The sequence below is a fragment of the Mesorhizobium sp. B4-1-3 genome (genome assembly GCF_006439355.1).
Taxonomy (GTDB): domain Bacteria; phylum Pseudomonadota; class Alphaproteobacteria; order Rhizobiales; family Rhizobiaceae; genus Mesorhizobium.
Genome location: NZ_VFTG01000007.1, coordinates 229,406 through 243,297, shown reverse-complemented (window position 1 = coordinate 243,297; position 13,892 = coordinate 229,406). Strand labels below are relative to the sequence as shown.

22 protein-coding genes and 1 pseudogene are annotated in these 13,892 nt (G+C 62.9%); 7 read left to right on the top strand and 16 right to left on the bottom strand.

Annotated elements, in window-relative coordinates; genetic code table 11:
• Nucleotides 1-26 precede the first annotated feature (26 nt).
• Both FJW06_RS12645 and FJW06_RS12640 read right to left on the bottom strand, forming a co-directional pair.
• The gene (locus FJW06_RS12645) at nucleotides 27-281 is read right to left on the bottom strand and encodes an AzlD family protein (protein ID WP_140752070.1); all 255 of its coding nucleotides are present in this window, start codon (nucleotides 279-281) and stop codon (nucleotides 27-29) included.
• On the bottom strand, nucleotides 278-1,021 hold the full coding sequence (locus FJW06_RS12640) for an AzlC family ABC transporter permease (protein WP_140752068.1): 744 nt from the start codon (nucleotides 1,019-1,021) through the stop codon (nucleotides 278-280). The genes FJW06_RS12645 and FJW06_RS12640 overlap by 4 nt, the downstream gene beginning before the upstream one ends.
• A gap of 169 nt (nucleotides 1,022-1,190) precedes the next feature.
• Between FJW06_RS12640 and FJW06_RS12635 the strand changes: the two genes are divergently transcribed.
• Complete coding sequence (locus FJW06_RS12635; RefSeq protein ID WP_027169750.1) at nucleotides 1,191-1,649, top strand: Lrp/AsnC family transcriptional regulator; 459 nt, start codon at nucleotides 1,191-1,193, stop codon at nucleotides 1,647-1,649.
• 34 nt (nucleotides 1,650-1,683) lie between these two features.
• On the opposite strand, the gene FJW06_RS12630 is transcribed toward FJW06_RS12635, so the two are convergent.
• The 5 genes from FJW06_RS12630 to FJW06_RS30915 all read right to left on the bottom strand — a co-directional run bounded on the left by FJW06_RS12630 (nucleotide 1,684) and on the right by FJW06_RS30915 (nucleotide 3,385).
• Complete coding sequence (locus tag FJW06_RS12630; protein WP_140752066.1) at nucleotides 1,684-2,004, bottom strand: plasmid stabilization protein; 321 nt, start codon at nucleotides 2,002-2,004, stop codon at nucleotides 1,684-1,686.
• A gap of 36 nt (nucleotides 2,005-2,040) precedes the next feature.
• Nucleotides 2,041-2,238, bottom strand: a complete 198-nt coding sequence (locus FJW06_RS12625; RefSeq protein WP_041001324.1) for a hypothetical protein — start codon at nucleotides 2,236-2,238, stop codon at nucleotides 2,041-2,043.
• 49 nt (nucleotides 2,239-2,287) lie between these two features.
• A complete protein-coding gene (locus FJW06_RS12620; RefSeq protein ID WP_140752064.1) occupies nucleotides 2,288-2,506 on the bottom strand; it encodes a hypothetical protein in 219 nt (72 codons plus the stop codon).
• Nucleotides 2,507-2,533: 27 nt separating this feature from the next.
• Nucleotides 2,534-3,028 (bottom strand): hypothetical protein, encoded by a 495-nt coding sequence (locus FJW06_RS12615; RefSeq protein ID WP_140752062.1) that lies wholly within the window; start codon nucleotides 3,026-3,028, stop codon nucleotides 2,534-2,536.
• Between the two features lie 141 nt (nucleotides 3,029-3,169).
• The gene (locus FJW06_RS30915) at nucleotides 3,170-3,385 is read right to left on the bottom strand and encodes a KGG domain-containing protein (protein ID WP_140752102.1); all 216 of its coding nucleotides are present in this window, start codon (nucleotides 3,383-3,385) and stop codon (nucleotides 3,170-3,172) included.
• 323 nt (nucleotides 3,386-3,708) lie between these two features.
• On the opposite strand from FJW06_RS30915, the gene FJW06_RS12605 reads away from it, so the two are divergent.
• Nucleotides 3,709-3,933, top strand: coding sequence for a hypothetical protein (locus FJW06_RS12605; protein WP_140752060.1), 225 nt, complete (start codon nucleotides 3,709-3,711; stop codon nucleotides 3,931-3,933).
• Nucleotides 3,934-3,976: 43 nt separating this feature from the next.
• Here FJW06_RS12605 and FJW06_RS12600 read toward each other — a convergent pair whose 3' ends face one another.
• Both FJW06_RS12600 and FJW06_RS12595 read right to left on the bottom strand, forming a co-directional pair.
• A complete protein-coding gene (locus tag FJW06_RS12600) occupies nucleotides 3,977-4,870 on the bottom strand; it encodes an alpha/beta hydrolase (protein WP_140752058.1) in 894 nt (297 codons plus the stop codon).
• A 40-nt stretch (nucleotides 4,871-4,910) separates the two neighbouring features.
• Nucleotides 4,911-5,144 carry a hypothetical protein gene (locus tag FJW06_RS12595; protein WP_140752056.1) on the bottom strand — a complete coding sequence of 78 codons (234 nt, stop codon included), beginning with the start codon at nucleotides 5,142-5,144 and terminating at the stop codon, nucleotides 4,911-4,913.
• A 166-nt stretch (nucleotides 5,145-5,310) separates the two neighbouring features.
• Between FJW06_RS12595 and FJW06_RS12590 the strand changes: the two genes are divergently transcribed.
• Complete coding sequence (locus tag FJW06_RS12590; protein ID WP_140752054.1) at nucleotides 5,311-6,030, top strand: Crp/Fnr family transcriptional regulator; 720 nt, start codon at nucleotides 5,311-5,313, stop codon at nucleotides 6,028-6,030.
• A gap of 4 nt (nucleotides 6,031-6,034) precedes the next feature.
• On the opposite strand, the gene FJW06_RS12585 is transcribed toward FJW06_RS12590, so the two are convergent.
• Both FJW06_RS12585 and FJW06_RS30100 read right to left on the bottom strand, forming a co-directional pair.
• Nucleotides 6,035-6,334, bottom strand: coding sequence for a DUF982 domain-containing protein (locus FJW06_RS12585; protein ID WP_140752052.1), 300 nt, complete (start codon nucleotides 6,332-6,334; stop codon nucleotides 6,035-6,037).
• A gap of 195 nt (nucleotides 6,335-6,529) precedes the next feature.
• Nucleotides 6,530-6,706 carry a hypothetical protein gene (locus FJW06_RS30100; RefSeq protein ID WP_181178263.1) on the bottom strand — a complete coding sequence of 59 codons (177 nt, stop codon included), beginning with the start codon at nucleotides 6,704-6,706 and terminating at the stop codon, nucleotides 6,530-6,532.
• Nucleotides 6,707-6,868: 162 nt separating this feature from the next.
• Here FJW06_RS30100 and FJW06_RS12580 point away from each other — a divergent pair, with 162 nt between their 5' ends.
• Entirely contained in the window at nucleotides 6,869-7,888 is a 1,020-nt protein-coding gene (locus FJW06_RS12580) for an SDR family oxidoreductase (protein ID WP_140752050.1), read from the top strand.
• 41 nt (nucleotides 7,889-7,929) lie between these two features.
• Nucleotides 7,930-8,235, top strand: a complete 306-nt coding sequence (locus tag FJW06_RS12575; RefSeq protein WP_140752048.1) for a hypothetical protein — start codon at nucleotides 7,930-7,932, stop codon at nucleotides 8,233-8,235.
• Nucleotides 8,236-8,255: 20 nt separating this feature from the next.
• Here the strand turns inward: FJW06_RS12575 and FJW06_RS12570 are convergent, their stop codons facing one another.
• Entirely contained in the window at nucleotides 8,256-8,441 is a 186-nt protein-coding gene (locus tag FJW06_RS12570; protein WP_140752046.1) for a hypothetical protein, read from the bottom strand.
• A gap of 271 nt (nucleotides 8,442-8,712) precedes the next feature.
• Between FJW06_RS12570 and FJW06_RS12565 the strand changes: the two genes are divergently transcribed.
• Together FJW06_RS12565 and FJW06_RS12560 are read left to right on the top strand one after the other, a co-directional pair.
• Nucleotides 8,713-9,816: a flavodoxin family protein gene (locus tag FJW06_RS12565; protein WP_140752044.1), complete on the top strand. Its 1,104-nt coding sequence runs from the start codon at nucleotides 8,713-8,715 to the stop codon at nucleotides 9,814-9,816.
• Between the two features lie 9 nt (nucleotides 9,817-9,825).
• Complete coding sequence (locus FJW06_RS12560) at nucleotides 9,826-10,716, top strand: YihY/virulence factor BrkB family protein (protein WP_140752042.1); 891 nt, start codon at nucleotides 9,826-9,828, stop codon at nucleotides 10,714-10,716.
• Here FJW06_RS12560 and FJW06_RS12555 read toward each other — a convergent pair.
• The 4 genes and pseudogenes from FJW06_RS12555 to FJW06_RS12540 form a co-directional block, all read right to left on the bottom strand.
• Nucleotides 10,709-11,033, bottom strand: a pseudogene (locus FJW06_RS12555) (DUF892 family protein); the annotation flags it as partial. The gene FJW06_RS12560 and the pseudogene FJW06_RS12555 overlap by 8 nt on opposite strands.
• A 148-nt stretch (nucleotides 11,034-11,181) precedes the next feature.
• Nucleotides 11,182-12,492 (bottom strand): divalent metal cation transporter, encoded by a 1,311-nt coding sequence (locus FJW06_RS12550; RefSeq protein WP_140752040.1) that lies wholly within the window; start codon nucleotides 12,490-12,492, stop codon nucleotides 11,182-11,184.
• Between the two features lie 204 nt (nucleotides 12,493-12,696).
• A complete protein-coding gene (locus FJW06_RS12545) occupies nucleotides 12,697-12,924 on the bottom strand; it encodes a hypothetical protein (protein ID WP_140752038.1) in 228 nt (75 codons plus the stop codon).
• A gap of 73 nt (nucleotides 12,925-12,997) precedes the next feature.
• On the bottom strand, nucleotides 12,998-13,717 hold the full coding sequence (locus FJW06_RS12540) for a Crp/Fnr family transcriptional regulator (RefSeq protein ID WP_140752036.1): 720 nt from the start codon (nucleotides 13,715-13,717) through the stop codon (nucleotides 12,998-13,000).
• Between the last annotated feature and the right edge of the window lie 175 nt (nucleotides 13,718-13,892).

The following is a 13,892-nucleotide window of genomic DNA, read 5'->3' as shown; positions in this document are numbered from 1 at the left end:
AGGTCGACCTCCGATTTCTCCCCGTTCTAATCCGTCGGCAGCATCGACAGCCTTGTCGCGGCGAGCACGGTTATGGCCAGCGCCGCGAGATCGGCCGGGTTCCTTGAGACGAAGTCCGGCGCGATCACCGAGATCAGCACGCAGCCGGGCGCGGCTTCCATCACCGCCGTCGCGCGCGGTCTGAGCGCCCTGTTCCTCAGCACCATATAGCCGCCGATGCGGGTGAGATATGTCACGCCGGCCATCGCCAGGATGGCGAGCGCGGTCATCGGATCGATCATTTCTCACCTGCCAGGAACCAGGCGGCCACAAGGCCGGACAGCGCGCCGGCGGCCACATACCAGGCACCGGGCACGGCGAGATAGGTGAGCGCGGCCACCGCCAGGCTGACCAGCCATGGCCGTGCCGCTGCAAACCCCTTCCACATGCCGCTAAGCAGCACCAGGAAGACGGCCGGGAAGGCCATCGCGAAACCGTATTTCCCGACATCGCCGAGCACTGGGCCGAGCGCCGCGCCGCAGGTCGTGAACGCCACCCAGGCAAGGTAGAAGGGAATGCAGGCCCCCAGATAGAAGGGCAGGCTGAAGGCGGGCCGCATGCCGGCGGCGGCGCGGCGTTGCGCGTCGGCAAGGCCCACCGCCCAGCTCTCGTCGCACATCAAAAACAGCGCCGGAAAAACCTGTCGCTTCGGCAGATGCTTGATGAATGGCGCAAGTGCGGCGCCCATCAGGAAATGCCGGCTGTTTACCAGAAGCGTGATGCCGGCGATCAACAGGATATGCGGCGGCGAGGTCCAGAGCTGAATCGCCGCGAATTCGGAACCGCCGGCGAAGTTGAGGCCGGTCATCAGCGGCACTTCGACGACGGAAAGGCCTTTCTGCGCGGCCTGCGCGCCGAGCACCAGCGCGTAGGGGATGATGCCGAGCAGCACCGGCGTCGAAGCGGCAAGCCCGCGCCGGAACTCGGCGCCGCGGCGGTTGCCGGTTTGCTGCCCGGCGAAGGCGGTCTCGGAAACGCTCATGGCTTTGCCTTCGGCTGGCCTCGCGGCCGCCATTCTCCCGGTCGGTTGTGGGTTGTCGATCACCGGACAATAGCCGAAACACCTGGCAATCGGGTTGCGAAGATGCGTCGCTTCTGCCAGAATTTGGCATCTGATAGCGCATTTTCGCAGAAGGTTGGAATCTCAAACCATGAAGTTGGATGATATCGACAGGCGCATCCTGCGCGCCCTGCAACGGGACGGGCGCATGGCCAACAACGATCTGGCCAAAGAGGTCGGCTTGTCGCCATCGCCATGCCTGCGGCGCGTGAAACTTCTGGAGGAGGCGGGCGTCATCGACCGCTATGTCGCGGTGCTCAACCCGGCCAAGATCGGTCGCGGCCAGACCTTCTTCACTCGCATCTGGCTGAAGCAGCAGGACGAGGACACTATCGAGCATTTCGCCGCTGAGGTGGCGAAATTCCCCGAAGTGATGGAATGCTACCTCATGCTGGGCGATTGCGACGCCATGGTGCGGATAGTGGCGGCCGGCATCGACGACTACCGTCGCTTCCAGTCGGAGCATCTGAGCCGGATCAAGGGCGTGCAGAACGTCAAGACGGACGTGCCCAGCCAGACGATCAAGCAGACTTCAGAGATGCCGCTGTGAAGGCTGCCTTCTCCCGCAAGGGAGAGGAGAGTCCTCAATGATGCGCATGGTGTTCCGCGTTGCGCTTGCGCGTCGCCGCCGCCTTCTTCGCCGAAGCGGAGCGTGCGGCCGCGGACCGCTCGCCCGACGCCTTGCCGCCAGCCTTCCCGCCCTTATGCGCCGCCGGATGGCCGGTGTGCTTGCCGCGGCCGGAGCCGCCTTCCTTCTTGCCGCCGCCATCATCCTTGTTCACTGTCGCCCAGGCGCGACGCTCGGCTTCCTTCTCGGACACGCCGCGCTTCTCATAGCCTTCGGCGATATGGTCAGCCTTGCGTTCCTGCTTGTCTGTGTATTTCGATTTGTCGCCACGTGGCATCGGCCGGCTCCTTGTTGCGCTGAGTGAATTAAAGTCTCAAGAACCCTTCTTCTTGGCGACGTCGCCCAGATCGGACCGTTCCGGATCCTTGTTGTTCTCGCCGGCGGCGTCGCGGTCCTCGTCGGGGTCGTCCTTTGCCGGTAGGTAGCCGCGCGGCTTGTTCGCCTTTGGGCCTTCCCAGCGCGGCCATTGATCGGAGGTTCCGGGACGTCCGGTGTTGGGTGAATTGCTCATGTCAACCTCGCTTTCGAGATGTTCATTTGCTCTCTGTCTTGGAGAGGCCTCAGCCTTCCGCTTTCATGGTCCGTGCGATCTTCAAGAGTTTGTCGCGGTCGTGCCCGTGCTCGCGGATCAGTTCGCGCGCCTGCTTCGGCGACAGATCGGTGTTCTCCGCAAGGAACCGCACGTCGGGATCGTCGCCGCCCTTGGTCGGCAGGCTGCCTGTTTGCGGCGCATGGGCGCCGCCCGGGCGGTGGGGGACGTTGTCCTTTGCCTGGGTCATCGCAGGACTCCTTTGACTTTCATGGCGTTAGCCGGTCGTCTCTGACTGCCTGCGGCGCGCTTCCTTCTTGCGCCGCAGCACCTCGTCGGTGCCAACGATATCCTTGGCGCCGCCGGTGATCGCGGTCGACACCACGGCCGGCGGGTCGCTTGCCGGAAAGCTGTCCTCAAGGCCCGACTGCAACTGCTCTTCCAGCGTGTCGGAATCTTCCGAACGGCCCTCGGTGCGCCGTTTGTCGACCTCCTCCAGGTCATGCTTGGCGTCGGGATGCTCGCGCACGTTGCGCAGCGTCGACACGATGAGCTCGATCGCGAACTCCTTCATGGCATCGGCGTGCGGAGCGGCAACATCGGTGTCCTCGACCAGGCGAACAAGCGATCGTTCGAGCTTATCCAACTCGCGCATGCCCTGGCAGTGCCCAAGTTTCTGCGCCAGAGCTTGGATCAGCAACGGACCGAAGGTCGAATAGGCCTGCATTCGGGTCTCGTCGACATGTTCGGGATGAAGGGTGTGCAGCGACATTGATGCCTCCGTTCAAACATCGTGCGGCAGTGGCGTGGGCAACCGACTGAAGAGGAACTGGAGGGCGACGCAGAAGTTCCACCGCGGGCGATCCCGCAGCAAATGAAATGGCGTCCGTGAGGACACGGACGCCATTCGAGTTTAACGTTGGCCGCCTTTGCGGCCGGCCTCCGAGGCACGCTGCCGGTCTTCGGCGAAGTTGCCGCTGCCGCCCCGATGCTGGCCCGCGCCACGCTGACCCATGTTGCGGTCCTCGGCCTGCTGCTGCCCGCTGCCGCGCTGCTGGTCTTCGCGGTTCTTGTGGCTCTGCTGGCCGGCCTTGACGTGCTGTTCGTGGGTTCCACCTTGATTGGCCATATCGAATTTCTCCGTTGGTTCGGATTTTCTTCGGGATGAAACAAGGACGCGTTCGGCATCCTTGAGTAAGGGGAACAGGTGCGGCCAGTCGATGTTCCAACTGAAACATTTCGTGACCGGGTCGGACTGAAGTCCTATGGGCCCGACGCATTGGGCTGCCTCATGCAACCAATCTCCTTTTTGCGAATTGGGGAGCGGCCGTCGAGAAAGCCCCCTCCATCGCCGGCTGTCCTGGTGCCCGCCGGTTGCCCGCGCATTCCCGGCGGGCACCAATATTCTTGAACAAAAGGCCGCTTAGACCGGCTTCGGAGCGAGACGACGTTTTGACCTACATCTCTGCAAAGCCCGCCCGGCAGGACACCGAAAGCCTGCCTGCCAACGACAACCAGCGTGCCACCCGCACCGATCTTTCGTTCCTCGATGTCATCAATGACGAGGATGAGGTCGCCGACATTGCAAGGCGCGCGGAGCGCCTCGGCCACGCCACGCTCATTGTGATGGGCATCGGCTTGGCAGCGGTTCCGCTGCTCTATTTCCTGCTGGCCTGAGCCAGGCGGCATCCAGCCAGCAGACGCCTGGCCGGCATCACCTCTATCTTCCGGAAAAGAAGGCGTCCAGCGTGGCCGCCGTTTCGATCGGCGACTCCTCCGGAAAGAAATGACCGCCAGGCAGCGCTCCGCCGCTGACATCGTCGGCCCAACTCCGCCATATGCCCAGCGGGCCGTCTTCATCCCGATACCACTCGGCAAGCGCGCCGTGCTCGCTCCACAGCGCCAGCAATGGACAGGCGATGCGACGACCCGCTGCCTGGTCCTCGCGATCGTGCCGACGGTCGAGCACGGCTGCCGCGCGATACTCTTCACAAATGGCGTGGATATGCGCCGGATCGCGCAGCGCATCGACATAGGCCTGACGCACGCCGGGCGGGAATGCATCAGGCGCGGATCCCCAGCCGGAAAGCGCATTGTCGACGACCGCTTCCGCGCAGGCCGCGAGCATTCTCTCCGGCAGCGGCTCCGGCTGCGCCAGCAGCGACCAAGGCCAATAGCCGAGCGCCAGCCTCGCATCCGCCCGGTCCCAGACCTCGGCTGTGGGGACGATGTCGAGCACGGCGAGCTTCTCGACACCGTCCGGGTGGTCGAGCGCCAGCCGGTAGGCAACCCGCCCACCGCGGTCATGACCCGCGACCATGAAGCGCCGGAAGCCGAACGTCTCCATCAGAACGATCATGTCGTCGGCCATGGCCCGCTTGGTAAAGGGCGCATGATCGGCGGCCGATGGCGGGCAGGAGCTTTGCCCATAACCGCGCAGATCGGCGCAGACGACGGTGAAATCCCGCGCCAGGCTTGGCGCAACGTCGCGCCACATCGCATGGGTCTCGGGAAAACCGTGCAGCAGGAGCAGACCAGGTCCGTTGCCGGCGCGGCGGGCGAAAATCCTTGCTTCGCCGGTATCTACCTCGCGGCTTTCGAAATCCTGAAACATTGCTTTGTCTCCGGCGACCGGCGCGGGCCGCGCCGCCCTCTCACGTCCAGGCGGAATCCAGTGTCAGCGACGCTTCGAAAATCTGGTCGCGCTTTTCGTCCAGCACTTTGACGGTGATGGTCAGATGCTTGCCGCCCGGCATCTCGTCGCGAGCGACGTCGTGCAGGATGCGCAGCGCCTCCATCCCGGCGCGCTCACGGCTGGCGAAGAGCTGTCCCTCGGTATCTTCCTGGCTATGCTCGGTGTTGTAGAGGTCGAAATAGAAGCGCTGCATCGACAGGTCGATCCCCGGAAATTTCGAAGTTCAATTCGCCAGCGCTGTCATGGTTCCAAGCCGCTGATCCCGAGAGAAAATCCGTGCCGCGCCGCCTGTCGGCGAACGGCCGCCTGCAACCAGCCCCACCTTGCAGCGTTAGCAGTCGCCAACGGAGAACGTGCAATTGCTGGAATCGCTTTACCTCAATCTCGGCCAGCATGACGCCCTATCGGAAGAAGAGAAGGCTTTGCTCACATCGACTTTGTCGATCGAGAAATATGTCGGCACCGGGGAGGATATCGTCTCGGAGGGAACCAGGCCGACTTATAGCACGCTCATCATCGACGGGTTTGCCGCCCGCTACAGGGTGTTGGAGGACGGAGGCCGCCAGTTCACCTCGCTGCAGGTCCCGGGCGATTTCGTCGATCTCCATGCTTTCTTGCTGAAGACAATGGATCACGGCATCATTGCCTTGTCGCCCTGCCATGTGGCTGCTGCCGAGCACAGCAAGCTCAAGGCGATCACCGAGCAGGCGCCGCATCTCACCCGGCTGTTGTGGCTGGACACGCTGGTCGACGGCGCCATCCATCGCGAATGGATCGTGGCCATGGGCCGCCGCTCCAAGCTCTCCCACCTCGCGCATCTGATCTGCGAGCTCTTCGTCAGGCTGCAGGTAGTGAAGAAGACGCGCGACATGAGTTTTTACCTACCGCTGTCGCAGGCACAATTGGCCGACGTGCTCGGCCTGTCGGTCGTGCACATGAACCGGGTGATCGGCACGTTGCGACGCATGAACGTCATCAACTGGACGAACCATATGATCGTGATCCTCGACTGGGAGCGGTTGGTCACGATCGCCGAGTTCGATCCGACTTATCTCAGCATGGCGCGCGAGCCGAGATAAGCGTCTAGCCGGGCGGGGCCTTGGAGCGCGACCAGAGCGTGTCGAGCATGGTGAGCGCGGCGCTCGGCCGGGCATCCTTCAGCAGCCCCTGCTGCGCCGCGACCTTCTTGAAGGCGGCAAAGGCGATGGCCGGCCGGCAGGTGCCCGCGATCGCGTCATCCACCAGCCGGGCCGCTTCCAGGTAGGCCGGCGCTTCCTTGTTCTTCCAGTGTCCGGCGAGCGCCTTCTTAGCCTCGGCGACGGTGGTGACCACCATGGTGCCGCCGCTGACGAAGCGGATGGTGAGCGGTAGAAAACGGCTCATCGGATCGTCACCATCCGAGCCACTCATGCGTGCGCCAGGCAAGGCCGACAAAGGGCGCGGCTGTCATCACGGCGGCGATGAGGAGAAAAAGCGGACTGTTTATGCGCAAGGATTTCATGGTTGCCACCATAAGATTGGGAATGGCCGTAAACGACGATTTGGCCAGTCGGTTGCATTCGCCCGGCGGTTCGGAGGCTACATGTTGCTTGCAGGCCGGATCGGCGGCGCTGGCCGATGCGGCGGCCTGGGACGCGGCCTGAGCGGCACATCCGTGAGCGAGGCGCGGATCACCTTGGCGGGGATCGATGTTACGGCGGCACGCCGGCGCAGCAAGGCTGCCGAGAGACTGCCGATGAGAGTTCGAACGTCCATGGGACTCCTCCTGAAGAGTCCCCCCAATGGGAGTAGGGTAGCACTCCCGCCCGTGCCGCGCATTTAACTTTGATGCATGCTCGAGCGTCTCGGCGAAGTGTGGCGAACCAAGCCAACCTTTTCAGTCGGCATGCGTTGTCCTTCGAACAGAAGGAGACAGCAATGCCGACCAGCAGCCGAAAGAAATCCGACGTAGCCTTGAAATCCGGGGCGGCCACGAAAGCAGACACCGGCGAAACCACACGAAGGCAGCGGGGCGTCCAACGCAAGGTCGATGCAGCCGACCGCAGCAAGCCGAAGCCGAAGTCGCCGGGCGCCATGCAGGCCGGCGCGCGCCGGTACCCCGTGCCGCCTTTCCCCAAGCAGCATCACCCCAAGCCCGGCGAGGAATGGGCGATCGAGCCGGCCCCGCTCTACGATGCGCCGTTCTGGCAAGGGTCTGGCAAGCTTGAGGACAAGGTCGCGCTTATCACCGGCGGCGATTCTGGCATCGGTCGCGCGGTGGCCGTGCTGTTCGCACGCGAGGGTGCCGATATCGCCGTCGCCTATCTCAGCGAAGATCGCGATGCCAAGGCGACGAAGCAGGCGGTCGAGGCGGAGGGAAGGCGCTGCATCACTTTGCGCGGCGACGTGGCCAAACGCGCCTTCTGCCGCAAGGCGGTGGCTGAGACGCTCAAGGCCTTCGGCAAGCTCGACGTGCTGGTCAACAACGCCGCCTTCCAGATCCACTCGGCCGATTTCGCCGATCTGACCGAGGAGCATTTCGACACCACGCTGAAGACCAATCTCTACGGCTATTTCCACATGGCGCAGGAAGCGGTGCCGCACATGAAGCCGGGCTCGGCGATCGTCAACACCGGCTCGGTGACCGGCATAGAGGGCTCGAAGGAACTGGTCGACTACTCGATGACCAAGGGCGGCATTCACGCCTTCACCCGCGCGCTCTCCGGCAACCTCATCCCGCAGGGCATCCGCGTCAACGCGGTGGCGCCCGGTCCGGTCTGGACGCCGCTCAACCCTTCCGAGAAGGAAGCGGAAGACGTCTCGCAGTTCGGCGCCAAGACACCGATGAAACGACCCGCCCAACCGGAGGAGATCGCGCCGGCCTATGTGTTCCTGGCCTCGCCGCAATGCTCGAGCTACATCACCGGCGAGATCCTGCCGATCGTCGGGGGTTACTGACCTCCGAGCACTGACATGAGGAGGATCCCATGAAAGATCCAATGAACAAAGCGCTTCTCATCGCGGCCCTCGCTCTCATCCCGACTTTGCCGGCGGCTGCGCAGACTGCCGCGCAACCGAAGGAGCAGCCGACGCAGAACTGCCAGGCCAAGCCCGACGCGAACGACCAGCAGCAAAAGCAGAAGCAAGAGGCCGGTACCGACGAGCTGTCGAAACAGCTCGGCAATTGCGGCGGCGTGCTGAAGCCACCGCCGACCGGCGACAAGAACGCGACGACCCCGCCACCGACCGGCAGCGAAATGCCGGTGATAAAGCCCGGCCAGATACCGCCGCAGACGGGCCAATGAGATTCGAATCGTCAACAAGGTCAGTGTTTGCGCTTCTCGCTTTTGGCCGACTTGACGGCCGGCAAGCCGTGGGCTTCGCGAATCATCTGTAATGCCTCGTCGCGGGTGAGGCCGCATTTACGCGCGAAGTAGGCCGCCTCGTCGATCTCGGCGCGCGAGTCCACCGCGATCCCAGAACCAGTCTGTCTGTCCTTCTTCTTGGCCATCGATTCACCCCCATGAATCACTTAGTCAACTAATTATAGGCCCGTGAGTTCCCGATGCAAAATTCGCCGGCAATGTATTTGGGCCCGCCGTCGACCTGCGCCTATCGGGGAACCATTGCGCCGGCCCTGGATTGTGATTTGCGGGCCGCGTCAGCCGGACCTGGTGGCAAAGAGAACAGGGCTGGTTTCTCCGGCTTCACGCCCTGGCCAACGAAATGGCAGTCGAGCTCTTGTCCCACCCGGCCCGCTCAGTATTGGGCTTGGGCAGCAGATGGCAGAACAAACGCAATCCGACAAAGCCGGCATAGAACCGCGCAAAGGCATGCCGAGCCCGCGGCTCGGCGAGGCGGAATTCAAGCAGCGTTACCGGAAATTGTTCTACGATCCTGCCTTCGAGGCGGAAGCCGACGCCATCGGCCGGCTGGCCCAGATCGCCTGGCAGGCCTATAGCAACGAACGCAAGAGCCCGGTGACCCGGAAGGCGGGGCAGGGCTTCCATGACCCTGGCTACGACCTTTCGGTGGAATGGATCGCCGCGCACGAAGCGGTCGAGGCGGCGCAGCGCCGGCACGAGGACATGGCCGCTCCATCGCGCATCCTGATCATCAACGGCTCCTCGCGCAGCGAGCACACCTGTCCGGGCGAGATGTCGAAGAGTTTTCGTCTGGTCGAGCTGGCGCGACGCGCCATTGTCGACAGGCAGGGCTTCTCGGTCGAGGTGCTCGACCTGTCGCGGCTGGCTTCGGAATACGGTCGCAAGATCTATCCCTGCAAGGCGTGCTTCTCGACGGCCGCGGCACTCTGCCACTGGCCGTGCTCATGCTACCCCAACCACTCGCTCGGCCAGGTGCAGGACTGGATGAACGACATCTACCCACTCTGGGTCGAGGCGCATGGCGTGATGATCGTGACGCCGGTCAACTGGTATCAGACGTCGTCGCCGATCAAACTGATGATGGACCGGCTTGTCTGCGCAGACGGCGGCAACCCCGATCCGTCGCTGACGCAGGGCAAGGATCCAGCGCTTGCCAAGCAAGCCGAACTCTCTGGCTGGGACTACCCCCGCCATCTCGAAGGCCGGCTGTTTTCGGTGGTCGTCCACGGCGATACGGAAGGCGCTGCGAACGCACGGCATACGCTTGCCGACTGGCTGCGTTCGATGAAGCTCGATCCCGTCGGCGAGATTGCCGAACTCGACCGCTATATCGGCTACTGGATGCCCTATGCAACCAGCCATGACGAGCTCGACGCCGACAAGGACGTTCAGATTGAAGTGACCAACGCCGCGCTGGCCCTAGCCGAAGCAGTGGCGAGGCGCCGAACAGGGGAATTCTCGACCATCGGAGCCGACCTTAAGGATCCACGGCCAAAATAGGGGAAGAAGATGCCGCGCTGGGCCAACGAAGGCTGGACAATCCTCAAGGAAAGCGTGTCCGGTTATATTGCCGACAATGCGCTGAGCCACGGCGCGGCGATGGCCTTCTACGCCACCACGTCGCTGGCACCGATCCTGCTGATCGTGGTCGCGATCGCCGGGTTCGTCATCGGCAACGATGCCGCGCAACTAGCGCTCTCGGCGCAAATATCGGGCGTCATGGGTTCGCAGAGCGCCGATCTTCTCAAGGCAACGGTCGAGACCGCCTCGCACGGCTCGTCGGGCACTTTGGCCACCTTGATCGGGCTAGTCACGCTCTTGATCACCGCGTCCGGCGTCTTCGGCGAGATGCAGCAGACGTTGAACGAGATCTGGAAGGTCAAGCCAAGCGCCGTGTCGTTTTCGCGCCTGGTGCGGGCGAGAGCGGTAAGTCTCGGCCTTGTGGCGGCGCTCGGCTTTCTGCTGCTGGTGTCACTTGCAGCCAGCACTGCAATCGCCGCGCTTGGCGAAGTCATTAACCGCAGCCTGCCATTTGGAACGCTGATCGTCAGCGGCATCAACACGGTCGTCTCCTTCGCGTTGATCGCGTTGCTCTTCGCAGCCATCTACAAGGTTCTCCCGGACCGAGAGCTCAAATGGCGCGACGTCGGAGTCGGCGCGCTGGTCACGTCGTTGCTCTTCACCATCGGCAAATCGCTGATCGGCTGGTATATCGGCACCAGCGCCATAGCGACCTCCTACGGGGCGGCCGGGGCGCTGATGGTGGTGCTGGTCTGGGTCTATTATTCCGCACAGATCTTCCTCTTCGGCGCCGAGATCACGCGCGCCTATTCGGTGCGCAGCGGCAGCCGCACGGATCTTGCGCCTGTGGTGGCCGCCAAGCAGCCGCCGGCGACCTGAGCGTGCCGTAGCGCGAATTCTCATAGTGCTCAACGGCTTGAGCAGCGGCCAGCAGACCTGCGTCGAGCGAAGGCGGGCCCTTGTACTCGTCCATGATCTCGGCTCCTTCCTCGGTGATGCCCATAATGGCGGCGCATGTTTTGCCGACCGGCTTCTTGTCGATCACCTCGAAAACCTCCTCAAAACGCGCGACATGTTCTTCGGTCTGGTCGCGGTGCTTGTCGAAGGCCATCTTCAATGCATCGTCGTGCGCCGCCTTCGCCATCTTGGGCAGCGTCGCCAGAATTTTCTTTTTCGTCGAAGTAGATGTCTTTCAGCGTGTCGTGGAAAGTTCGTTGAGGACCTTTTGATGAACAGCCTCACGCCAACTGACCGATCTCACGCGCACCGAAAGAACGGCGGCTATTCAGTCGCTGTTTTTGGCGAAGAATCCAGCCGGGATTGGCGCTTCACCCTGCGCGGCGCTCACAAAAACCACTGGACGATGAGGCCAACCGACGACATCGCCATTATCAACGTCGACAGCCAGCCCAGGCTGCGCAGCCAGCCTTGAACCAGGAATTCTCCCATAACATCCTTGCGGGACGCCATCAGCATCATCACGATCATCACGGGAACGGCGCACATGCCGTTGATGACGGCGCTCCAGTAAAGCGCCTTGATCGGGTCGATCGGGGTGAACATGATCCCGGTGCCAAGAGCGGTTGCGGCGGCGAGCGTTCCGTAAAACGCCGCCGCTTCCCTCGGCTTGCGCTGAAGCCCGACCGGCCAGCGCAGCGCTTCGCCGACGGCGAAGGCCGCTGAGCCTGCCAATACCGGCACCGCCAGGAGCCCAGTGCCGATGATCCCAGCCGAGAAGACGATGAAGGCAAATTTTCCAGCCACCGGCTCTAGCGCCTTTGCCGCGTCGGTAGACGAAGCAATGTCCGTCACCCCAGTCTTGTGGAGCGTGGCGGCCGTGGTGAAGATGATCGCGACGCCGATCAGATTGGAGAACGCCATTCCGACCAGCGTGTCGGCGCGTATTCGGCCGAATGCCTTGGGAGCCTGCCATGGCGCCCACCGCAGCGGTTTGGCGATTGGCTTGAGCTCTTCCTCTTCGACCTCCTGCGAGGCTTGCCAGAAAAAAAGATAAGGCGAGATCGTCGTCCCGAGGATGGCGAGGAGCGTGGTGAAGAAGGCGCCGCTCCATTCGACGCGCGGGATGAGCAGCCCTTTGGCTCCGTCTACCCAGGGCACATTAGCGGCAAACATTGCGGCCACGTAGGCGAGCAGGCTCAACGTGGTCCATTTGAGCACTTTCACGTAGCGAGTGTAGTCCAGAAAGACGATCGCGCAGACGCAGATGATTGCGAAGGCGACGACATAAAGCGAGCTCGGCCCGCCAATCAGCAGTCTCAACGCATCCGCCATGGCGCTAAGATCGGCGCCGATGTTGATGGTGTTGGCGACGAAGAGCAGAACGACCACGGCATAAAGCAGCGCGGCCGGATAGTGGCGGCTGAGATTGCCGGAAATGCCCTTGCCCGTGGTGCGGCCGATGCGAGCCGAGATCTCTTGGATTGCCGCCATCAGCGGGAAGGTGAACAACATCACCCAACTGATATTGAAACCGAGCTGCGCGCCCGCCTGGCTATAGGTTCCGATGCCGGACGGATCGTCATCGGACGCCCCTGTGACGAAGCCCGGCCCGATCGTGCGAAGGAACCGCTGGAACGGGCCCTTTGCCAGCGTGTTGCTTTGCTCTTTCTCAACTTGGGAACCGACCTCGGTCATTGCCGGCCTTTCCAGGTGCGCTCGATCGGAAAAGAAGCGGCCGTCGGGGCGACGAGTTGGGCAAAAGGTCGGGCGAGGCTGTTCCGCATAAAATGAGCACCGGCTAATGAAGACCTGAGGTAACAGACGGACTTGACGTCGGTTCCACCGGAATCACCTTGGCATTAACATTTGTTTGGCCAGCTTGCGTTTGCCTCGGCCGCGCTATCGAGCTCCTACGGCCGACATCTTGAACTCGAGGACGCCGGGCCGCAGCCGCGTCGGCAGCCTGTCAGTCAGTTCGACGACCCGGACCCATTTGTCGGCATCGCCGCGCAATGTGACCACGACGCCGTGCGCCTTCCGGGCAGCCTCGAAGGGCGCCTTCGCCTTGACGGCATGGCTTGCAAGGACGGTCTCGCCGTCCATTTCCTCGACGCGATAAGCCCTCAATCCTCGCGCTCCCCGACACGGTCACTCTGGCCGCAGATGCGGGTGGTAAAATTACATTTGATAGCGACGGCGATCAGCGCGGCTCCCGCGTCATTGAAAGATAGGTCGGGTCGAATTCGGCGATCTGCTGCAGCTTCTGCCAGTCGAGGATAGTCACCGTATGGTTCGCCCAGGCGATCACGCCGCTGTTGCGCAACGCGCTGATGACACGGTTCATATGCACCACCGACAGGCCCAGCACATCGGCGAGCTCGGCTTGCGAAACGGGCAAATAGAAGCTCGTGCCGTTGGTGCGCTTCACCACTTGCAGCCTGACGAACAGCTCGCAGAACAGATGTGCCAGGTGGGAGACTTTCGAGCGCCGCCCCATGGCGACGATCCACTCGCGGTGGATGGCGCCGTCGATCAGCGTGTCGAGCCACAAGAGCCGCGTCAGGTGCGGCGCACGCTCGGTGATGCTGCGCAGCTTCGAATGGTCGGCCAGGATGACGCGGCAGGGCGAGAGCGCGATGACGCCGTGGTCCATCGTCTTCAGCAAGAAGGCATAGAGGTCGACGAAATCGCCTGGAATCTGCAGTGAGGTGAACTGCCGGCCGCCATCGGCAAGCACCTTGTAACGCGCGGCGAGCCCGTCGAGGATGAGCGTGCTGTAGGCCGGACGCGATCCGGACGCGACGATGTCCTGCCCGGCGGCGAAGCTGCGCTCACCCGCCATCAGATTGCCGAGCAGGGATTGCTCCTCATCCGACAGGCTGTCGTGCTGGCCGAGATTCAGGAAAAGCGATTCAAGCATTCATGTCTTCCATGAGCGGGCCGAGCGGCCCGGTCACAGGGATGTCACAAGTGATTCAAAACAGGCGCGTTTGACGAGGTATGGGGTTGTTGGACACAGTGCGCTAACATTTGATAACTCGGCGCTTTTTCTCTCGCGGAATGCGGAGGAGCGCATCGCGGCCGGAGCCGCCGGC